The organism is Arthrobacter sp. NPDC093128 (assembly GCF_040683875.1).
Classification (GTDB): domain Bacteria; phylum Actinomycetota; class Actinomycetes; order Actinomycetales; family Micrococcaceae; genus Arthrobacter.
Window position 1 is genome coordinate 53,735 of sequence record NZ_JBFBEY010000012.1, and the last position, 20,805, is coordinate 74,539.

Sequence of the window (20,805 nt, forward strand, 5' to 3'; positions counted from 1 at the left end):
GTCACCAACCGCCGCGCGTCGGCGTATGTCCCTTTCGGGCATCGTCGGGCATTGCCATTTCGGCCCGCAGGCCCAGGAGTCGGATCGGACGGTCCGCTTCGATTCCGGCTGCGAGGTCCAAGGCCCGCGCCAGGATTTCGTTCCGATCGAATGTCTCGGGAATCTTCTTCGCGTGCGTCTTCGTGAAGAACGGTGCGTACCGAACCTTCAGGGTCAGCCCGACGACGGGCCGTCCTTCGGCCACAACATCCTCAAGGACACGCGCTGCCAGCTCCCTCACGGCGTCGACCACCTGGGCGGGCTCGGTCAGGTCCCGCTGGAAGGTGGTCTCCCGGCTATGCCCACGGGCAACCCACGGGGTGTCGTCCACAACGCTTGCACCGTCGCCGCGTCCGAGCTCCGCGTACCAGGGACCCATCCTGGGGCCGAACTCCGGGACCAGGTCCTGGGCGTCGGTCGCCGCGAGCTCGGCGACTGTGTTGATGCCGAGTTTCGCCAACCGGCCGGACACTTTGGTTCCGACGCCCCACAGGTCCTTGGTGGGCCGACTGCCCATGACGTCGAGCCAGTTCCCGGCAGTGAGACGGAAGACGCCGGCCGGCTTGCCGAAACCGGTGGCGACCTTGGCCCGGACCAGGGTGTCGCCGATGCCCACGCTGCAATGCAGCTGAGTTCGTTCCAGGACAGCGGCCTGCACCTGCCGGGCGTAGGCTTCCGGATTCTCTGTCTCAGTGCCTACAAAGGCTTCATCCCAACCCAGTACCTGCACGGTGGCGCCGGGCTGCGCGCGCAGGGTGGCCATTACCGTTTCAGACGCCGCGAGGTAAGCTTCCTGATCGACGGGCAGGATCACGGCGTCGGGCACTTTCCGGGCCGCAATGCGTAGGGGCATTCCGGAACCCACACCGAACGCCCTGGCTTCGTAGGATGCGGTGGACACCACAGCCCGTTCCGTGGGGTCGCCCCGACCGCCGACAATGATCGGCTTGCCCGCAAGCTCCGGCCGCCGGAGCACTTCGACCGCCGCGATGAACTGGTCGAGATCGACGTGCAGCACCCACTGGATTCCGTTCACGCCACCAGTCTGCCCTAAACATCCCCGGCAAGCATCGGCTCTCCACCGAGCTTGGCTCGGTACCTCAAGGATCTCTCTTCCTAGGAGACTTTGGCATGCCATAGTCTGGGCACGCCAGCCTGCGGCCGAAGGTGAAGAAGGCGGGAAAGCGGGCCACAAGACGCTTGGAAGGGACCACCATGCTGATCTGCGCAACCTGCGCCGTCGAACGCGACGAACCTACCCCGGAACTCTGCCCGATCTGCACCGATGAGCGGCAGTACGTGCCCGAGGACGGACAAAAGTGGCTCACACTGGACGCGCTGGCACGGCAAAGCCAGCAGATCTTGTTGAAGGAGAACGAGCCGGGACTTATCGGGATCAGGACGGAGCCGAAAGTCGGGATCGGCCAGACCGCTCAGCTTGTGGTGACACCAAAGGGTTCGCTGCTGTGGGATCCGGTCGGATATGTCGATGACAGCGCCGTGAACGCAGTGCTCGAGCGAGGCCCGGTCCTGGCGATCGCCGCTAGCCATCCGCACATGTTTGGAGTGCAGGTCGAATGGTCGCACCGGCTCGGCAGCGTCCCTGTCCTTGTGGCGGACGCAGACCGGCGATGGCTGGGGCGCAATGATCCGATCATCGAATACTGGTCCGGCAGTCAAACCATCGCCGAAGGATTGACACTGCACCAGACCGGGGGGCACTTCTCCGGCAGCGCAGTGGTGCACTGGGCTGCCGGAGCGGCCGGCAGAGGAGTTCTGCTCACCGGCGACAGCGTGTTCCCGAATCCGGACCGTCGCTCCATCGCCTTCATGCGCAGCTACCCGAATCATTTGCCGCTATCCGGCGCGGTGGCGTTGCGAATCGCCGCGCAGCTCGGAGAGCTCAAGTTCGACAGGATCTACGGCAACTTCAATAATGTAATCGCGTCCGGAGCCAAGGCGGTTCTCCACGATTCCGCCCAACGGCACGCTGCTTGGGCGCGAGGAGACTTCGACCATTTGACCTGAACCGCCCATCCCCGCTCCACAGTGCAGGGAAGCCCGCGCGCCAGGGCGATCAGGGCGCCTCAGCGCAGATAGTCAGCCGACGTGGACCCACGGACGGCGCGTGACGTCGGGTTCTGCTTCCCGCAGAACCTCACGGGTGACCGGGGCGATTTCGCCCTCGCCCAGGAAGAGGAACTTCAGCAGGTTGATGACAGGGTTTCCCTCGGTCCAGCGGAAGTAGATGTGCGGCATCAGTCCGGTCACGTCCCGGATGTGCAGGAGGACCGAGGCGATGGTGTTGGGGACCACCGGCGCATGGACCTCCAGGATCGCGTAGCCGTGCCTGGTCACGCCGCGCACCTCGAGTTCCGTTTCGAAGTCGGAGGAATCGTCCACGATCACTTCCAGGAACAGCGCCTCAGAGTCGACAGGCAGGTGGCTCACCTCGATGGCAGAGGTCAGTTTGTGCCGGTAGGCTTCGGCGGTCAGCCGGAGCGGCTCGTGGGCGATGATGCCGATGGGGCCGGACAGGGTGTTGGACATGAACTCGAGTGCCTCACGGTCGAGGTGGACGTGGGTGGCGTGGAGTTCAAAGGACCGCAGGATGCGTGAGAGCAGGGATATCACGATGATGCCCGCGATGAAGAAGCCGGCGATCCGGATGCCTTCGGGCCGTTCAAAGACGTTCGCAACCGTCGTGTAGATAAAAACCACGGCGATGATCCCGAACCCGAGGGTGCGTTTTCTTTGCTGTCGGCGGCGGGCCGAGAGTGTCACGGCAACCGCTGCCGAGGTCATCAGCACCAGTACGCCGGTGGCGTACGCGCCGCCCTGGGCGTCGACGTCGGCCTCGAACAACCAGGTGACCAGGAATCCGATCAGGGTGAAGACCAGCACCAGTGGCCGCACGGCTCTGGCCCACCCCGGGGCCATGCCATACCGGGGAAGGTAGCGGGGCACCAGGTTCAACAGGCCGGCCATCGCGGACGCGCCGGCAAACCAAAGGATGGCGATGGTGCTGACGTCGTAGGCGGTGCCGAACCCGTGGCCCAGGTATTCGTGCGCGAGGAACGCCAGCGCGCGTCCGTTGGCCTGGCCGCCCGGCTGGAATTCCTGCTCCGGGATCAGGATCACCGTGGTGAAGCTGGTGGTGACCAGGAACGAACTCATGATCACGGCGGCGGTGGTCAGCAGCCGTCGGGTCCCGGCAACGCGGCCTACAGGGTTATCCTCAGTGTCGTCCGGGCCGCCACTGACCTGGGGCATCACCGCCACGCCGGTTTCAAAGCCGGACAGGCCCAGCGCGAGCTTGGGGAAGACCAGCAGCGCGATGCCAACCACCATGAACGGGTTCCCACGGGACGTCGTCAGCGCCTGCCACCAGTCAGCAACGGCAACGGGATGGACGAATGCCTCCCCGATGGTGGTGGCAACTAGCACCACATTCAGGCCGAGGTATACGGTGACCAGGACGACGGCGACGCCAATGGCTTCCTTGAATCCGCGCAGGAAGACCGCAGCCAGCAGGGCAAGGAGGAAGATCGTGACCGGGACGTTCTGTCCCTGGAGCCAGCCGGGAGCAAACGGGTTCTGGATTGCGTGGGCGGTCGCGTCGGCGGCGGACAGCGTCATGGTGATCATGAAGTCCGTGGCGGCGAAGCCGAGCAGTACCAGGACCAGGAGCTTGCCGCCCCAGCGCGGCATCAACCGCTCCAGCATCGCGATGGACCCCTCGCCCCGGTGGCTCTCCCCCGCAACGCGCCGGTAGACGGGCAAGGCGCCGAACAGCGTGACAGCCACCAGCACCAACGTTGCCAGCGGCGAGATGACCCCCGCAGCCAGTGCGGCAATGGCCGGCTGGTATCCGAGCGTGGAGAAATAGTCCACGCCCGTCAGGCACATCACCTGCCACCACGAGTGTTTCTTCAGCTGTGAGTCGCTCACGGCACCCGGGCCCTGATGGATGCCCTTGCTGTCCTGCAGCCCGAACAGCAGCCAGCCCCTGAACCTGGCCTTCGCCCCGGGGCGCGGTGCCGAAGGGTCCGCCGGGGGCCTGCTCAGCGTTGTCATCGGTGCCTCTCCACGCGATGCGGACCACCGCGATCACTGCTGACGCTAACACCGGCCGGTCCGGTTGCTTCCGGCAGGGCCTGAATCCTTGCGGAACCTTAACGGCGCCGCGGCTGTGCTGCCAGCCGGGCAGCGCCCTGCCTACCGGTCAGAGGGATGCGCCCCGGCCGTGCCGACCGCCCTGCCCGCACGACTACCGGCGTTAAGAAACCGTAAAGAAATTGCCGAAACACGCATTTGCGCCCTGCCCGGGGACTAGGTTGAATCGCCGAGGTGTCGGACGTTTTGGAACAGCTGCGCCCCCGGCAACAGAGGAGACGCACATGAGCGACACAGGCCACCAGACCATTCCCGCAGAAGTCAGACGGCCCGGGCCGCAGACCAGCACCGAAAACGGGCTGGTGCGGTGGCTGCTGAAACACCGGGTCCAGCCGGTCATAGGACCGGAAAGCCCTGAAGACCACGCCCGGCCGCAGGCATGGTGGAAGGTCATGTGCCTGACCGGAGTCGACTACTTCTCCACGCTGTCCTACCTGCCGGCGATCGCAGCCCTCGCCGCCGGAGCTCTGTCCCCGCTTGCTACGCTCCTGATCGTTGCCCTCACTCTCCTGGGAATGCTGCCCATGTACCGGAGGGTCGCCCGCGAAAGCCCCCACGGACAAGGGTCAGTGGCCATGCTGGAACGCCTCCTGCCGTTCTGGCGGGGGAAGCTGTTCGTCCTGATCCTGCTCGGATTCGTGGCCACATCCTGGATCATCACCATCACGCTCTCATCGGCAGATGCCACCGTGCACATGCTGGAGAACCCCTACCTCCCCGAGTTCCTCGACGGACAGGCCGTGCTCATCACCGTGGTCCTGCTGCTGATACTGGGCGGCGTGTTCCTGCTCGGCTTCAGCGAAGCCGTCGTTGTGGCCATTCCGCTGGTGGCCGTCTTTCTGCTCCTGAACGCTGTGGTCATCCTCGCCGGGGTGGCCAGGGTCATCAGCGATCCCGCAGCCCTGGCCGCCTGGACCGGGGACCTGACAGCACGCGGCGGCATCGGGGACATCTTCGGCCCTGCCGTGATTGCCTTCCCGCTGTTGGTCCTCGGCCTGTCCGGATTCGAAACCGGCGTCAGCATGATGCCCCTGGTGGCCTCCGACGGCAAGACGCCCGAGGAACGCCTTGCTTCCAGGGTGCGGAACACCCGCAAGCTGCTCACCGCGGCCGCTGGCATCATGAGCGTCTACCTCCTGGGCAGCAGCTTCGTCACCACGGTCCTGATCCCGGCCGAGGAATTCGAAGCCGGCGGAGAGGCCAGCGGACGAGCCCTGGCCTACCTGGCGCACCAGCAAATGGGAGACGCCTTCGGCACGGTCTACGACGTCAGCAGCATCCTGATTCTGTGGTTTGCCGGCGCCTCGGCCATGGCCGGGCTCATCAACATCGTCCCGCGCTACCTCCCCGCCTACGGCATGGCCCCGGAATGGGGACGCGCCGTGCGACCCGTAGTTCTCGTGTACACGGCTGTCAGCATCCTGATCACCATCGGCTTCAATGCCGACGTCAACGCCCAGGCCGGCGCGTACGCCACCGGCATCCTGGCCATGATGGTCTCCGGATCCATCGCCGTCACGATCTCCGCCCTCCGGCGCCGCCAACGGTTGGCAGGGATGGGTTTCGCGCTGCTGTCCCTGATCCTGCTCTACGCGCTGGCCGCAAACGTCATCGAGAAGCCCGACGGGCTGACCATCTCTGCCTTCTTTATCCTCGGCATCATCGCCATCTCGCTGGTGTCCCGCGTAGCACGGACCACGGAACTGCGCGCGGACGTGATCAGGTTTGACGGGAACGCCCGCCGTTTCATCGCCGACTCCCTGGATTACGACGGCGCCCTGAACCTGATCGCCAACCGCCGCCAGGCAGGCGACAACCAGGAATACTCCGAAAAGGAATTTGAGCAGCGGGGCCAGAACGCCGTCCCCGGGACCGCTGACGTCATGTTCCTCGAAATAGACATCATCGACCCTTCCAACTTCGGCGGGACCCTGGATGTGCACGGTGTCGAAGTCGACGGCTACCGCGTCCTGCGGGTTGAAAGCCCGGCCGCCCCCAACGCCATCGCGGCGGTCCTTTTGGCCCTCCGGGACACCGCAGGCGTCATCCCGCACGCGTACTTCGAATGGTCCGAAGGCAACCCGCTCGCCCACCTGATGCGCTATCTCCTCCTGGGCCGCGGCGACACGCCACCGGTTGTGAGGGAGATCCTTCGGAAGCACGAATCGGACCCCGCCCGGCGTCCACGTATCCACGTAGGGTGACGGCGTCACTGTGAACATTGGTCTTGCAGGTAAAACCCCGCGCGGGTGGCGTCAGGGGATCGCATTCCGGCCCAGGAACGGTATGAGACGGCCGGACGGGCGCTTCAAGCGGTTGCTGCTGCACCCGGTCCGGTCCCTGCCCGTCGGCTTCCTGGCGGTCATCCTGCTGGGTGCAGGCCTGTTGCTGCTGCCACAGGCCAGGACCGACGCCGACGTAGATGCGCTGATGCCGGCGCTCTTCACGTCCGTCTCGGCCGTCTGCGTCACGGGTTTGATCACGGTGGACACCTCGACATTCTGGACGCCTTTCGGCCAGGCGGTCATCCTCGGACTCATCCAGGTGGGCGGGTTCGGCATCATGACGCTGGCAACGCTGCTCGCGCTGCTCGTCCGCAAGAACCTGGGCCTCCGCGGCCAGTTGGTGGCTCAGTCCGAAACCCAAACCCTGAATTTTGGTGACGTCCGCACAGTGCTCGTCCGGGTGGCGCGAATCATGGGCATCTTCGAGGTGACGACGGCCGTTTTCCTCTCCGTCCGGTTCTGGATCGCCTACGACAGCAGCCCGGCAACTGCCCTCTGGCACGGCATTTTCCACGCCGTCTCGGCATTCAACAACGCCGGGTTCTCCCTCTACAGCGACAACCTGATCGGTGTCGCAGAAGACCCGTGGCTCATCGTTCCCATCTGCGTGGCCATAATCGGCGGTGGACTCGGGTTCCCCGTGATCATCGCCCTGATGCGCGACGGCGCCCGGTTCAAGGCCTGGAGCGTCCATGTCCGCCTCACCGTCTACGGAACCCTCGCACTGCTGGGGTTGGGCTTCGCGCTCTTCGCAGCCTTCGAGTGGAACCGGCCCGAAACCCTTGGCGGGCTAAGTACCGGCGGCAAATTCCTCGCTGCGCTGGCAGGCACCGTCTTTCCACGCACCGCAGGTTTCAACAGCATCGACTACGGCGCCGCAACGCCCGAAACCCTCATGGTCACCAACGTCCTCATGTTCATCGGCGGCGGAAGCGCGGGCACAGCCGGTGGCATCAAAATCACCACCTTCCTGATCCTGGGATTCGCAATCTGGAACGAGGTCCGCGGCCGCGAACAAGTCACCATCGCACACCGGTCCATCAGCTCATCAGCCCAGCGGCAGGCCCTCTCCGTCGCCCTGCTTGGCGTCGCCGCCGTCATCGGCGGAACACTGCTGCTCCTCATGCTCACCGACTACAGCCTGGAAAAGGTCCTCTTCGAATCCATCTCCGCGTTCGCCACGGTGGGAGTGAGCACCGGAATCACCTACCACCTGCCGCCCGGTGCCCAATGGGTGCTGATGGCCCTGATGTTCATCGGCCGCATCGGAACCATCACCGTGGCCTCCTCCCTGGCCCTGTCCGCGAAGCCCAGGCTCTACCACTTGCCGGAGGAGAGGCCGATCATCGGGTGAGCTGCCAGCCTCAGGCAAGCGCTGGTAGTACTAGGCTTCACCTTGTGATCTCGAACTCTGCCCCCGGCCGGGGGGCGCGTGGACGTCGTCGTGTCAGGCTGGCCGCCGCCGCGGGTATGATCGGGGCAGTCCTTTTCGTGTCCGTCTTCACAATTTACGGGTGGCTGTCCCCCGGATACTCCCAGACGGGCATGTTCGTCAGCGAACTGTCCCTTGGCCCTTTCGGCTGGGTGCAAATCCTCAACTTTGTCCTCACCGGCGCGTTGATGCTTGTGTTCGGAGTCGGGCTCTCCGCGTACTTCAGCACCGGTGCGGGGTCCCGGTTCGGCCCCGCGCTGATAAAGATCATCGGAGTCAGCCTGATGGCCTCCGGGCCCTTCACCACCGACCCGTCCGTGATGTTGGACCAACACAGCGCCCACGGCATCGTGCACGGCATCTTCGGTGCCTTGGTATTCACATTCGCACCGATCAGTTGCTTCGTGTTCTACAGGCGCTTCCGCCGTGACCCGGTCTGGCGCCCGCTGGCAGGATGGACACTGGCCGGCGGCATCGTCCTCACCCTAGGAGTAGCCGTGCTTAGAATCAGCCAGCAGCCCGGGAACGGACTGTTTGAATGGAAAGGCCTCGTCCAACGGATCATTCTGGTCACATTCATGACGTGGATCTTCGCGGTCGCATTCCGCCTGGGCAACCGCTACCCGGGCCGGGCAACCATCCGCCAAGCACAGCCCTAGGTTCAGATCCCGTTCTCCGAACCCGAAAATGGTGTGCCATGGCGACGTCCCGGCGCCGAAATCCCACCGCGGCGACCGGCGCCTTCGCTTGCGGACAATCACGCCATATCCGCCCGCCTCCTCCAACGCCACTCCTCCGGGCTATTGCAATTACGCGGGTCCGTGGTGCTGCAGTTTCGTGTAGGCGTTGACGTAATGCGCATCACCTCATATGCTAAATGAATCGATTCAACGGAAAGGGCTTTCCAGCCGTTTCCATGATCTCGATCATGGAGCACACTGCAGAATGGAATTCCGGTTCCTTGCCAAAGACGACGAAGGATCTTATCGAATGAGCACCCCCGGAGACATCCGCGCAAGCCTCACGGCCGACATCGGCCGGAGGGACCCGAAGAAAGCCGCGATGAGCGGCTGGATCGGAAGCGCGCTTGAGTACTACGATTTCGCGCTGTACTCGTTGGCCGCGACGCTCATCTTCCCCGCCATCTTCTTCCCGTCCGGGAACCCGACCGTAGCGATCATCGCCTCGCTGGCGACCTACGCGGTGGGCTACCTCTCTCGTCCGGTTGGCGCTGTTGTCCTGGGCGCGTACGGCGACAGGCACGGCCGCAAGCACGTGCTCGTCTTCGCGATGCTGCTAATGGGCTTCGCGACCTTCGCCGTCGGACTCTTGCCCACGTACGGACAGGTCGGCATCCTGGCACCCGTCCTGCTGGTCATCCTCCGGCTGATCCAGGGTTTCGCGGTCGCAGGCGAGCTCGGCGGTGCCAGCGCGATGATCGTTGAGCACTCCCCCGATGCCAAGCGCGGCTTCTTCGCCAGCTTCAGTCTTCAGGGCACGCAGGTCGGCTCCATCTTGGCCACCGCTGTCCTCCTTCCGCTCGCCGCTTTTCTTCCCGACGACCAGTTCGAAACCTGGGGCTGGCGCATCCCGTTCCTTCTGAGCGCGCTCGTGATCCTGGCCGGCTACCTTATCCGTCGTCGGGTACAGGAGCCGCCGGCGTACCTGGCGCAGTCCGATAGGAGTAAGGCGAAGCCCCGGTTCCCGCTCGTTGACCTCCTGCGCACCCACCCATGGGTCTTTGTCCGTTGCGTCATCATGACTTTCACGAACGTGATCGGCATGGCGACCCTCATCTTTGGCGTGTCCTACGCGACCCAAAAGGGCTACGGCATCGGATACTCCAGCAGCGAGTTCCTCTGGGTCACCCTCGTGGCTAACGTGGCTGCCGTAGTGACGATCCCGCTTTTCGGCGCTCTGTCCGACAGGATCGGCCGGCGAGGGCTCATGGTGGCTGGCGGCATCGGTGGCGGTCTGTTGGCAGGGGGATACTTGTGGGCAATCGACCAGAGGAGCCTGCCGCTGGTCTTCGTGTGCATCGTCATTGTGCAGGGAATCTTCTTCCAGATGTGGAACGCGACATTCGCCACGTTCTTCCAGGAGCAGTTCCCTATGCGGATCCGAGTGACCGGGTTCGCGGTGTCGCAGAATGTAGGCCTCATGATCGCCTCGTTCTTCCCGAGCATCTTCACGGCGGTCGCTCCCCCCGGGTCAACGAACGTTCCTTTGGTCATCGGGCTCACCACGTTCGGCATTTGCCTCGTCGCAGCGCTGGCCACCCTTCTCTCCCCCGACACTAAGGGCAAGTCCCTCCAGGATCTCGAAGCTGATAACGCCGCCAATTCGCAGCCGCTTAGGAGCGCCCGCGCATGAAGTGAACTCCTTTGAGGTGGTGAAGGCGGCGGCGCCGAGCTCGATCCATTCCCCCGCGCCTCCTGGGTGACGGTCTCCTGGGTGACGGTCTCATGGGAGGACGAACCAGGGTTTGCCGGCGCTTTCAAGATAAACCTCCCCGGACACTACAGGTATCAGCGGCGGCTCTTCACCCAATTCATGCATGAGGAGGACCCCAACAGTGATGGGATCTATCTCGCCGGAGACGACGTGTCTTGGACTGCAGGGTGGGCCGAAGGAGCCGTAACTACAGGATTGAATGCCGTATGGGCGTTCTGAACCAGCTGGGGGGCAGGTCCGCACCAGTAAACCCGGGGCCCGGTGACAGATTCCACGACCTCGCACCGGTCGTATTGCGGCAAGCTGGGACCGTCCCGGCATTGGCCCAGGAGAGGCCAACCACTCAGGTCCGTTATGGCAGACAGAACGCGCTGGCCTATCTGCCATAACGGACCAGGACTTTGACCCCGTGATCAGGCCCAGGCCACAACCAACCGAGCAGCCTGAGCCGGCACCGTCAGATCGATTCCGGTCAACTCCTGAAAACGGTTAAGCCTGTTTTGGACGGTATTTCGATGACAGAAAATGCGGTCTGCAGTGACTGTGACACTGCCCGACTGAAGAAAATGCCGAGCCGCCTCCGTCAGCCGTTCTCGCTCGACACCACGACAACGCTCAAGCGCAACATCAAGCTCTTCGAGAAGATCGAGCCCGGCCTCCTGGAGTTGTCGCTTGGCCAGTCTGGGCCACGCGAGGTCCGCCGAAAGGGGGCCAGTGTCACCGGGATGTAAGAGGGCAGCCAAGCTTGAGGCAGTTCGCGCCGCCGAGGGCAATGCCCGCAGTCCGCTCGCCTCGGCTACACCGCAGGGGATGTCCTTAAGTACCTCTGGCACCGTTAGGGCGGGAACGGCGTCCTCGCCCGTCCGCGGCGCCACCACGGGCCAGAACAGGTAGGCCATGTCGCCCGATTCACGGAGGAACAGTCTTTGGTTGCGCCTTGCCGAGGCGTTTCCCTTCGCAGCTCGCAAGCGAGCAGCGGAACTTCCGCTGGCCGCCACAACACCAAACCGCGCAGTGGCCGACACTCCCAGCGCCTCGGCAACCTGGGCGGCCGTTTCTGCGGAAGGATGCACGACGCTGAACAGCCTCGCAATGAACTCGTTCTGGATGCTTGACTCCTCCTGTGCCATGCGCACACGCTCGTTGAGGTAACTAGCGTTCGTGCGGGCGGCAAACTCGTCCACAACACGCCACACTTGATCCACCCGGGCTGTCAACATCACCGCATCTGCCGGATCAGCGATCGCCAAAAGCTCTGCCCAGAGAATCGTGAAGTCCAAGCGCACCGCGGAGATGAGGGCTTCGGCTGGAATTCCGGACCGGGCACGTTTGGCACCCAAGGCCGCAGAAAATTCTCCGTCGAGCTCGCCGCCGGGGCGGCGCCCGCCGTTCCTGAGGGCGTTCACAAGGCGATGGAACGTTTCCCGGGCCGTCTGCATGATCTCGTTGGTGTCAACGGCGGATTCCCGATATTCCGGGATCTCCCGCACCTGGGTAATGAACTTCCCAGCCAAGATATCCACCCTGTCGTGAAGCAGCTCCACGAGCTCTGACCATCTGCGACTGACGGCGGCATCATCTAAATTGTGCATTTTCACACGATACAGCCCATTTTCGGTTGCTACCAGCTAAGTATTTTGAGCAGATCTACTGACACAATTGAGTCAGGTGAGTCCTATCACAGCCCTCTTTCGGTTCCCCCTACCGAGCACTACTCGAACCAACTTTTGCATTTGGAGAAATCATCATGGCAAGTAGCAGCCCCCCAACCGGTCTGGAAGCACAGGTGCCCCGCGTTGTTGATGAGCGCGTCACGAGGAAGGTGGCCCTGGCCGCTCTCGTGGGGACCGCGCTGGAGTGGTACGACTTCTTCCTCTTCACCACAGCAGCCGCCCTGGTGTTCAACGCCCAGTACTTCGTTTCCGAGGACCCCTTTGTCGCCGCCATGAGTTCCTTCGCCACGCTTGCCGTGGGCTTCGTGGCGCGGCCCATCGGCGGATTCATCTTCGGAGCCCTGGGCGACAAGGTGGGGCGCAAGAAGATCCTGATGATCACGATCGTGGGCATCGGCGTTGTCACGGGCCTGATCGGTCTGCTGCCGAACTATGCGACCATCGGCGTCGCGGCCCCGATCATCCTGGTCGCGCTGCGCATCCTGCAGGGCCTGGCAGTGGGCGGCGAGTGGAGCGGTGCGGTGATCATCGCCGTCGAAAACGCCCCCGTTTCCAAGCGTGCACGCTACGCGGCGCTGCCGCAGATCGGTTCCCCGATCGGCACCATCCTGTCCTCCGGCGGCTTCTTCGGCATGCTCTACCTCGTTGGGCAGACCAACTTCGATGCCTGGGGCTGGCGCATACCGTTCGTGGCGGCCATCCCGCTGCTGGCCATCTCGATGTGGATCCGCAGCAAGCTCAGTGAATCGCCCGAGTTCGAGGCACTCATGGAGTCCGGCGAGACGGAGCACGCCCCCATCCGGGGCGTCCTGACCAAGAGCTGGCGCCAGATCCTGGTGGGCGGGTGCTCGGCGCTGCTGGGCATCGGCGGCTTCTATCTCATCACCAGCTTCGTGGTCTTCTACGGTACCAAGGTCCTCAAGATGCCCTACGAGATCCTCCTCATTGGCTCGCTCCTCGCGGCTGTGTTCGAGATCTTCGTGCTGATCTGGGCAGGACGGATGGGCGAGAAGTACGGCGCCAGCAAGGTCATCCTCTGGGGCGGCATCGCCTCCGCTGTTGTCGCTGTACCCGTCTTCCTCGCGATCGACACCGCCAACCCGGTTCTGGTGATCCTGGCCATGATCGTCGGCGTGTGCACACTTTCGGTCCCCTACGCCGTCTCCGGCACAGCGTTGACCTCGCTCTTCGCCACGAAGGTCCGGTACACCGGGGTGGCCATCACCTCCAACAGCGCCGGCGTCATTTCCGGCTTCGTGCCGCTGATTGCCACCGCACTGGTTGCCGCCAGCGGCAACTCGTTCTGGCCTGGCGCCATCATCCTGCTGGTGGTGTCCGTCATGACGGCGCTGTCCGGTATTTTCCTGCCTGCACTCAGCATCGAAGAAGAGGGAATGAAGCATTGAACACCTCAACCACCGCGGGGCACCTGATCGTTGCCCAGCTTGAACGTGCCGGCATCCAACGCGTCTACGGCGTCCCGGGCGAAAGCTTCCTGGACGTGCTGGATGGCCTGCACGGCTCCAGCATTGAAACCGTGGTGACCCGGCACGAAGGCGGCGCCGGCTTTATGGCCCTCGCCGAGGGCCGGCTCACTGAGCTGCCCGGCGTGGCCATGGTGACCCGGGGCCCCGGTGCGGCCAACGCCTTCATTGCCATCCACACCGCCCACCAGGACGCCACCCCCTTGATCCTCTTTGTGGGCCTCATCCCGGTGGCGGACCGCGGCCGCGAATCCTTCCAGGAATTCGACATCAACGCCTGGTTCGGCAGCACCGCCAAGAAAGTGGTGACGCTCGACGACGCCGCGTCCGCCGCCCTCGTGGTGGACGACGCGATCTTCACCGCCCTGAGCGGCCGACCCGGCCCGGTGGTGATCGGGCTCCCTGAGGACGTCCTGGTCCACGCCATCGAATCCGGCACGGTGGAACCGCGCGCCGTTGCACGGACCGAACCGACAGCCTCGGACCTCGCCGCGCTGGAGCAGCGCCTGGCGGCAGCACGCAAGCCGCTGATCGTGGTCGGCGGCGAGGGCTGGAACCAGGCTTCTTCCGAAGCGTTGGCCGGCTGGGCTTCCCGCCACGGCGTGCCCGTCCTGGCTGACTTCCGCGCTTACGACGCTTTTCCCCACGACAGCGACGCCTACGCCGGCTACCTCGGCTACGCCCGCAGCGATAACAACGCCCGCCGGCTCGACGAAGCAGACCTGCTGGTCTTCGTGGGCTGCGTCCGCGCCGACGTTCTCTCGGATGGCTATAAGCGCGGCCTGGATGCCGTCACCGTGGTGGTCAACCTCGATGCCGACCTGCTGGGCCACTTCGGCCGGCTGGACCAGCACATTCCCGCCCATGTGGCATCGTTCTCGCACGCCCTCGCTGCCACGGCATCCGCCGTACAGCCCGCCGCCGGCTGGCTGGCCGAGGCCCGCGCCGATTACGAAAAGTTCTCTTCCGCCCAGCCTGATGGTGGCACCGGGGCAGACCTCGCAGTCGTGATGGAAATCCTGAAGCAGGAAATGGACGACGACGCCGTCATCACCTACGGGGCCGGGAACCACACGCTGTGGCCGGCCCGCTACCTGAAGCACAACTCGGCAAACTCCCTGGCCGCCCCGCGCAACGGCGCCATGGGCATGGGCATCCCCGCCGCCGTGGCCGCCTCGCTGGCCTTTCCGGGCCGGCAGGTCATCTCGGTGGCCGGTGACGGCTGCTTCATGATGAACGGCCAGGAAATCGCCACTGCCATGGGGCACGGCGGCAGGTTCATCGTGCTGGTGGTGGACAACGGCATCTTCGCCACTATCCGCGAACACCAGGAAGGCCACTACCCGGGCCGTCCGTCCGGCACGCACATGACCAATCCGGACTTCGCCGCTCTGGCCCGCTCCTATGGCGGCTATGGGGAACGCGTGGACAGGGCCGAGGAGTTCGCCGCCGCTTTCCGCCGGGCCGCCGATTCCGCGCTCCCGGCCGTACTGCACCTGCCGCAGGACCCCGCCACCCGTTCACCCAAGACCGCCAGCAACTGACCGGAGCATTCCATGATCACGCTGAACAACATCATCAACGGCCAGTCCGTTCCGGCTGCGGGCTCCTTGCCGTTCTTCGACCCCGCCACGGGACTCCAGATCGGCACCGCCCCGGACAGCGACGCAACCGCCGTCGGCCTCGCCTTCCAGGCCGCGCAGCAGGCGTTCAAGGCCTACAAGCGCACGACGCCGGGCGAACGCCAGGCGCTGCTGCTGCAGCTTGCGGACCTCATCGAAACCAACGCGGACCGCCTGCTCGAGGCCGAAGTCGCGTGCACGGGCAAGCCCCGGGCCGCGACCCGTGAACTGGAGATCCTGCGCGGCGCGGACCAGCTGCGGTTCTTCGCCGGCGCGTGCCGGGTAGTGTCCGGGACGGCTTCCACGGAGTACGTCCAGGGCTTCACCTCCACCATCCGGCGCGAGCCGCTGGGCGTGGTCGCGCAGATCACCCCGTGGAACTACCCGTTCATGATGGCCATCTGGAAGATCGGCCCTGCCCTGGCCGTCGGCAACACCCTGGTCCTCAAGCCCGCGGACACCACGCCGTGGTCCACGGTGCTCCTGGGCGAACTGGCCCAGGAAGTGTTCCCGGCCGGCGTCGTCAACATCGTCTGCGGCGGCCGCGACGCCGGCGCCGCGATGGTCGATCACGAGATTCCCGAAATGGTCTCCATCACCGGTTCCACCCGTGCCGGCGCCCAGGTCATGTCCGCCGCGGCCAAGACACTCAAGGACGTCCACCTGGAACTCGGCGGCAAGGCGCCTGCGATTGTCTTCGCCGACGTGGACATCGCCCGGACAGCCAAGGAAATCGCGCTGAGCGCCTTCTTCAACGCCGGCCAGGACTGCACCGCTGTCACTCGCGTGCTGGTGGAGCAGTCCATTCATGCTGAGTTCGCGGCGGCGCTCGGTGCCGCTGCGGCCGCGCTTACCGTGGGTGGCGACGACGCGGACCTCGGCCCGCTGAACAGCGCCGCGCAGCTTGAGCGGGTGGAGGGCTTTATGTCCCGGCTCCCGGCCAACGCCACCGTCCTCTCCGGCGGTAAGCGTACCGGCACCGGTTACTACTTCGAGCCCACGGTGATCGACGGCGTCTTCCAGAGCGACGAGGTGGTGTGCGACGAGATCTTCGGTCCCGTCGTCACTGTGCAGCCGTTCGCCACGGAGGAGGAAGCCATTGAGCTGGCCAACGGCACCAAGTACGCGCTGGCCTCCAGCGTCTGGTCCGACAACCACGGTGTGGTCACCCGGGTATCCAACGAGCTCGACTTCGGCTCCGTCTGGATCAACTGCCACCAGGTGATCCCGGCCGAGGCCCCGCACGGCGGCTTCAAGCACTCCGGAACAGGCAAGGACCTGTCCGTCTTCGGGCTCGAGGACTACACCCGCATCAAGTCCGTCACCACCTCCCACCGCTGAGAACCACGCTAGGTAACCCATGAAACTCGATCTCCTGCTCCGCAACGCGGACATCATCACCATGGATGACCGCCACCCGCACGCCACCTCGCTGGGAATCTGGCAAGGCCGCATCGTCGGCCTCGATGAAGACCTGGACGGACTGGACGCGGCACAGGTCCTGGACCTGGACGGCGCTACCGTGACTCCCGGCTTCATCGACGCCCACTGCCACACCACCTGGTTCGGGCTGGGCCTGGGCGAAGTGGACGTCTCCGGCGCCCGCGGCCTGGACCAGCTCTACGCCCTGCTGGAGGCGGACATGGCCACGATGGGGGCCGCCGGCGAGGAGGAAACCCCGGACCAGGAGACCGGATGGCTCATGGCCACCGGATTCAGCCAGACCCAATATGGGGGCAAATTTCCTGACATCGCCGTACTGGATCGGATCACGGGAAACCGGCCGCTGTTTATCCGGCACAACTCGGGGCACATGGCGGTGGTGAACACCGCCGCGCTACGACTGGCGGGTGCCGAGTCACCATCGTTTCCCGACCCCGACGGCGGCGTGATAGTCCGCGACGCCGCCGGCCGGCCCACGGGACTGGTCCAGGAGACCGCCCAGCAGCTGATCCAACAGCTGATCCTGCCCTACACCGTGGCTGGCATCGAAGCCGCACTGGACCGGGGAACCCGGTACTACGCCACGGAAGGCATTACCAGCTTCACGGAGGCCGGTATCGGCGGCGGATGGATCGGCCACAGCCCCGTGGAACTGGCCGCCTACCAGCAGGCCATGGCCAACGGCAGGCTGCACGCACGCGCGCAGCTCATGCCCGTCCTGGATGCGCTCCACCCGCTGGACGGGCATGGCGCCGATCCGGCCGGAGCGGCGGGCCTCGATCTGGGCATGTATAGCGGATTCGGCAACGAATTTCTCTCCCTCGGGCCGGCCAAAGTCTTCCTGGACGGCTCGCTGCTGGGCGAAACGGCGGCCGTCAGCGAGGCCTACTGCAGCCACGGACACACCGACAACAGCAGCAACACCGGGTATTTCCAAGCCGATCCGGAATCGCTGCGGAACCGGATCGAGGCAGCCTACGCGGCAGGCTGGTCCGTAGCCGCCCATGCCATCGGCGACCGGGCCGTCGACCTGGCGATTGACATCATCACGGCGTGCGCGGAAAAGTACGGGCCGCGGACCGTGCCGAACCGGATTGAACACGCGTCCATCACCAGGCCTGAACAGGTGGCCCGGATCGCGGAGGCAGAAATCGCGGTCACCCCGCAGGCCAGCTTCTTCGCCGACGGAGGGGACGGCATGACCGCATCGCTGGGCCAGGAACGGCTGGGCTGGGCCTACCGCGCGGCGTCATTCCTGGCCGCCGGCGTGACCCTCGCCGGCAGCTCGGACCGTCCGGTGGCAGACGGCAACGTCCTCCGCGGAATGCAGGCCTTCGTGGACCGGCGCACCTCAACCGGGAATGTCTTCGGGAACCCGGATGAGCGGCTGACCCCCCGCCAGGCCCTGGCGGCCTACACCACCGGAGCTGCCGCGGCCACGGGCATGTCCCATCTCAAGGGCGCACTGACCCCCGGGAAACTGGCGGACTTCGCTGTCCTGTCCGGCTCTCCGCTCGCCGTCGACGATATCTCCGGGCTCCGAGTGCTCGCCACCTCCGTCGGCGGGACATTCACCCATCTAACTCCTGGCCTGCAGGCGACCGATGGCGGGCCCAGGGTGCTGCAGCACATCCCATCAGACGATTCATAGGGGAATACCTTGACCACCACAACAGCTTTCAGCACCGAGGATGTCGAGTTCATCCGGGACTTCCGGATCATGGGCCAGTTCGGATCAACGGAGAACGGCGGTGTGGACCGCCAAGCGGCGACCACGCCCGACGGCGAGCAGCGGCGCTGGCTTGCGGGTCTTCTCGAGGGCCGCGGCTTCACCGTAACGTCTGACAGGGTCGGAAACCAGTGGGGCCTTTACGAGGCCGTTCCGGGGGCGCCTTTTGTGGTGGTGGGCTCGCACATGGACTCGCAGCCGACGGCGGGACGTTACGACGGTGCCTACGGCGTTCTCGCCGCGGCGCACGCCGCGTTCCGCCTGGTGGAGCAGTGGAACGCCGCGGGTCCGGACGGCCGGCCCAGGTTCAATATCGCAGTGGTGAACTGGTTCAACGAGGAAGGCTCGCGTTTCAAGCCCTCCATGATGGGTTCCTCGGTGTACACCGGAAAGCTGGCGCTGGAGACGGCTTTGGCCACCACCGATGCCGCCGGGGTCTCCGTCCGCGACGCACTCGATGCCATCGGCTGCCGGGGGGACTACGAAGGGCCGGACGCCGCCTTCTGCGCCGAGATCCACATCGAGCAGGGCCGCAGCATGGAGCGGGAAGGCATCACCATCGGCCTGGTCCACTCCAACTGGGCGGCCAACAAGTACGAATTCGTGGTCAACGGCGAGCAGGCCCACACCGGCTCCACGGTGATCGCCGACCGCAAGGACGCCCTGCTGGGCGCCTCCATGATGGTGGTGGCCGCCCGCGAGCTGGCCGACCGCTTCCCGGGCGTGATGCACACCTCGGTGGGGCAGCTGACCGTCTACCCCAACTCGCCGGTGGTGGTGCCGTCCCGCGTGAACCTGCTGCTGGACCTGCGCAGTGCCGACGAAGGTGTCCTGGCTGAAGCGGATGCCCTCCTGCACCGGCGGATCACCGAGATTGAGCGGATGGCGAACGTCACCGTGGAACGCAGCCACTCCCACTCCTGGCCGGTGACCCCGTACCAGCCCGAGGGCGTTGAACTCGCGGCCAAGGTGGCGGCCGACCTTGGCCTGGAGAACAAGCCGGTGATGACCCTGGCCGGGCACGACTCCACCAACATGAAGGACATTGTGCCCACCGTGATGCTTTTCGTGCCCAGCGTGGACGGCATCTCGCACAACGAACACGAATACACCACCGACGAGGACATCGTGGCGGGCCTCGCCATGCTCACCGAAGTGACCAACAGGCTCTGCAACGGCGCGCTGGAGCCCGTGTCCACCGCTGGGGAAACCGCACCATGACCGTGATGGGGCCGGACGTCATGTCCGTCCGCCCGGACCACACGGAACTGTGGGCCCGACGGGCTGCACCCACCCCGTCCACGGCCGTGCGGGAGATCTTTGCCGCCGCTGCCCGGCCAGGGATTATTTCGCTGGCAGGTGGAAACCCCGACGTCGGCGCACTGCCCCTCGATGCCCTTGGCGAGACGGCGGCCGCCATCATCTCCAGCCAGGGTTCCCGGGCGCTGCAGTACGGTGCGGAACAGGGAACCGAGGAACTGCGGTCGCAGATCTGCACGATCATGTCCCTCGAGGGCATTACTGACGCCGACCCCGACGACGTTTCCGTGACCATCGGATCCCAGTCCGCCCTTGACACCGTGACGAAGATTCTTTGCGATCCGGGGGACACGGTGCTGACGGATGATGCCACATACATGGGCGCCCTCGGCACGTTTTCCATCTATGAAGTAGACGTCCAGCCGGTCCTGACGGACTCCGAGGGGCTGATCCCGGAAGCTCTGCAGGAACGCATCGACGCGTTACGGGGACTGGGGAAGCACATCAAGTTCCTCTACACGATTCCCAACTTCAACAATCCGACCGGTGTAACGCTCAGCCTGGAGCGGCGGCAGCAGGTAGTGGACATCTGCCGGAATGCCAACATCCTTGTGGTGGAAGACAACCCGTATGGCTTGCTCCGCTACCGTGGAGACGCGCTCCCTGCAATGCGGGCGGCCAACCCCTTGGACGTCATCTATTTGAGTTCCTTCTCCAAGATATTTTCTCCCGGGCTCAGGCTCGGCTGGGCGTTGGTTCCGCCCCAGTTGAAGCAGCGCTTCCTCATCATCGGAGAGTCCAGCACCCTGTGCCCGCCGGCCTTCAACCAGATGCTCACCTCTGCTTATCTGCGCGACTACGACTGGCAGGGCCAGCTCGATCTCTCCCGGGCCGCCTACCGGCTCCGAAGCGACGCGGCCCTTTCTGCGCTCTCGGAGACCATGCCCGACGGCGTGACCTGGACCAGGCCTGAAGGCGGCTTCTTCACCTGGCTCACGTTGCCTGGGTCGGCGGACACCCAGGCACTCATCAAGACGGCGGTAGTCGCCGGTGTGGTGTTCTTCCCGGGAGCCGCGTTTTCGCCGAGCACCGCGCCGTCCCATCAGCTGCGCCTGGCATTCAGCGCGCTCAGCCCCGACCTCATCACTAAGGGCATCCACCGGCTCGCTACAGTGCTCGCACGGCTCTAAAGCCGCCTCGCGGCTCCC

14 protein-coding genes and 1 pseudogene are annotated in these 20,805 nt (G+C 65.1%); 12 read left to right on the forward strand and 3 right to left on the reverse strand.

Annotated features, from left to right (window positions below; all coding sequences use genetic code 11):
- Position 1: 1 nt before the first annotated feature.
- On the reverse strand, positions 2 to 1,057 hold the full coding sequence (locus AB0N24_RS15280; RefSeq protein WP_364126131.1) for a DNA polymerase IV: 1,056 nt from the start codon (positions 1,055 to 1,057) through the stop codon (positions 2 to 4).
- Between the two features lie 197 nt (positions 1,058 to 1,254).
- Between AB0N24_RS15280 and AB0N24_RS15285 the strand changes: the two genes are divergently transcribed.
- A complete protein-coding gene (locus tag AB0N24_RS15285) occupies positions 1,255 to 2,067 on the forward strand; it encodes a hydrolase (protein ID WP_364125819.1) in 813 nt (270 codons plus the stop codon).
- Positions 2,068 to 2,139: 72 nt separating this feature from the next.
- Here AB0N24_RS15285 and AB0N24_RS15290 read toward each other — a convergent pair whose 3' ends face one another.
- The gene (locus AB0N24_RS15290) at positions 2,140 to 4,116 is read right to left on the reverse strand and encodes an amino acid transporter (protein WP_364125821.1); all 1,977 of its coding nucleotides are present in this window, start codon (positions 4,114 to 4,116) and stop codon (positions 2,140 to 2,142) included.
- Between the two features lie 323 nt (positions 4,117 to 4,439).
- Here AB0N24_RS15290 and AB0N24_RS15295 point away from each other — a divergent pair, with 323 nt between their 5' ends.
- The 5 genes and pseudogenes from AB0N24_RS15295 to AB0N24_RS15315 form a co-directional block, all read left to right on the forward strand.
- A complete protein-coding gene (locus AB0N24_RS15295; protein ID WP_364125823.1) occupies positions 4,440 to 6,419 on the forward strand; it encodes an amino acid transporter in 1,980 nt (659 codons plus the stop codon).
- Between the two features lie 82 nt (positions 6,420 to 6,501).
- The gene (locus tag AB0N24_RS15300) at positions 6,502 to 7,854 is read left to right on the forward strand and encodes a potassium transporter TrkG (RefSeq protein WP_364125826.1); all 1,353 of its coding nucleotides are present in this window, start codon (positions 6,502 to 6,504) and stop codon (positions 7,852 to 7,854) included.
- A 116-nt stretch (positions 7,855 to 7,970) separates the two neighbouring features.
- A complete protein-coding gene (locus AB0N24_RS15305; RefSeq protein ID WP_364126134.1) occupies positions 7,971 to 8,591 on the forward strand; it encodes a DUF998 domain-containing protein in 621 nt (206 codons plus the stop codon).
- Between the two features lie 331 nt (positions 8,592 to 8,922).
- Positions 8,923 to 10,305 carry an MFS transporter gene (locus tag AB0N24_RS15310; protein WP_364125829.1) on the forward strand — a complete coding sequence of 461 codons (1,383 nt, stop codon included), beginning with the start codon at positions 8,923 to 8,925 and terminating at the stop codon, positions 10,303 to 10,305.
- 81 nt (positions 10,306 to 10,386) lie between these two features.
- Positions 10,387 to 10,775, forward strand: a pseudogene (locus tag AB0N24_RS15315) (FAD-dependent oxidoreductase); the annotation flags it as partial.
- A gap of 24 nt (positions 10,776 to 10,799) precedes the next feature.
- Here the strand turns inward: AB0N24_RS15315 and AB0N24_RS15320 are convergent.
- Entirely contained in the window at positions 10,800 to 11,978 is a 1,179-nt protein-coding gene (locus AB0N24_RS15320) for a helix-turn-helix domain-containing protein (RefSeq protein ID WP_364125832.1), read from the reverse strand.
- A gap of 155 nt (positions 11,979 to 12,133) precedes the next feature.
- Here AB0N24_RS15320 and AB0N24_RS15325 point away from each other — a divergent pair, with 155 nt between their 5' ends.
- From AB0N24_RS15325 to AB0N24_RS15350, 6 genes are read left to right on the forward strand one after another with little or no spacing between them, the layout of a single operon-like run.
- The gene (locus tag AB0N24_RS15325) at positions 12,134 to 13,465 is read left to right on the forward strand and encodes an MFS transporter (protein WP_364125835.1); all 1,332 of its coding nucleotides are present in this window, start codon (positions 12,134 to 12,136) and stop codon (positions 13,463 to 13,465) included.
- Complete coding sequence (locus AB0N24_RS15330; RefSeq protein ID WP_364125838.1) at positions 13,462 to 15,087, forward strand: thiamine pyrophosphate-dependent enzyme; 1,626 nt, start codon at positions 13,462 to 13,464, stop codon at positions 15,085 to 15,087. The genes AB0N24_RS15325 and AB0N24_RS15330 overlap by 4 nt, the downstream gene beginning before the upstream one ends.
- A 12-nt stretch (positions 15,088 to 15,099) precedes the next feature.
- The gene (locus tag AB0N24_RS15335) at positions 15,100 to 16,506 is read left to right on the forward strand and encodes a gamma-aminobutyraldehyde dehydrogenase (protein WP_364125840.1); all 1,407 of its coding nucleotides are present in this window, start codon (positions 15,100 to 15,102) and stop codon (positions 16,504 to 16,506) included.
- A gap of 19 nt (positions 16,507 to 16,525) precedes the next feature.
- Positions 16,526 to 18,259: an amidohydrolase gene (locus AB0N24_RS15340; RefSeq protein WP_364125843.1), complete on the forward strand. Its 1,734-nt coding sequence runs from the start codon at positions 16,526 to 16,528 to the stop codon at positions 18,257 to 18,259.
- A 9-nt stretch (positions 18,260 to 18,268) separates the two neighbouring features.
- Positions 18,269 to 19,558, forward strand: a complete 1,290-nt coding sequence (locus tag AB0N24_RS15345) for a M20 family metallo-hydrolase (protein ID WP_364125845.1) — start codon at positions 18,269 to 18,271, stop codon at positions 19,556 to 19,558.
- On the forward strand, positions 19,555 to 20,787 hold the full coding sequence (locus AB0N24_RS15350; RefSeq protein WP_364125846.1) for a PLP-dependent aminotransferase family protein: 1,233 nt from the start codon (positions 19,555 to 19,557) through the stop codon (positions 20,785 to 20,787). The genes AB0N24_RS15345 and AB0N24_RS15350 overlap by 4 nt, the downstream gene beginning before the upstream one ends.
- Positions 20,788 to 20,805 lie beyond the last annotated feature (18 nt).

What these genes read in the sequence shown, in the direction of transcription:
- AB0N24_RS15285 (WP_364125819.1), top strand. Translation starts at nt 1,255, where the DNA reads ATGCTGATCTGCGCAACCTGCGCCGTCGAACGCGACGAACCTACCCCG.
- AB0N24_RS15290 (WP_364125821.1), bottom strand. Translation starts at nt 4,116, where the DNA reads ATGACAACGCTGAGCAGGCCCCCGGCGGACCCTTCGGCACCGCGCCCC.
- AB0N24_RS15295 (WP_364125823.1), top strand. Translation starts at nt 4,440, where the DNA reads ATGAGCGACACAGGCCACCAGACCATTCCCGCAGAAGTCAGACGGCCC.
- AB0N24_RS15300 (WP_364125826.1), top strand. Translation starts at nt 6,502, where the DNA reads ATGAGACGGCCGGACGGGCGCTTCAAGCGGTTGCTGCTGCACCCGGTC.
- AB0N24_RS15305 (WP_364126134.1), top strand. Translation starts at nt 7,971, where the DNA reads ATGATCGGGGCAGTCCTTTTCGTGTCCGTCTTCACAATTTACGGGTGG.
- AB0N24_RS15310 (WP_364125829.1), top strand. Translation starts at nt 8,923, where the DNA reads ATGAGCACCCCCGGAGACATCCGCGCAAGCCTCACGGCCGACATCGGC.
- AB0N24_RS15320 (WP_364125832.1), bottom strand. Translation starts at nt 11,978, where the DNA reads ATGCACAATTTAGATGATGCCGCCGTCAGTCGCAGATGGTCAGAGCTC.
- AB0N24_RS15325 (WP_364125835.1), top strand. Translation starts at nt 12,134, where the DNA reads ATGGCAAGTAGCAGCCCCCCAACCGGTCTGGAAGCACAGGTGCCCCGC.
- AB0N24_RS15335 (WP_364125840.1), top strand. Translation starts at nt 15,100, where the DNA reads ATGATCACGCTGAACAACATCATCAACGGCCAGTCCGTTCCGGCTGCG.
- AB0N24_RS15340 (WP_364125843.1), top strand. Translation starts at nt 16,526, where the DNA reads ATGAAACTCGATCTCCTGCTCCGCAACGCGGACATCATCACCATGGAT.
- AB0N24_RS15350 (WP_364125846.1), top strand. Translation starts at nt 19,555, where the DNA reads ATGACCGTGATGGGGCCGGACGTCATGTCCGTCCGCCCGGACCACACG.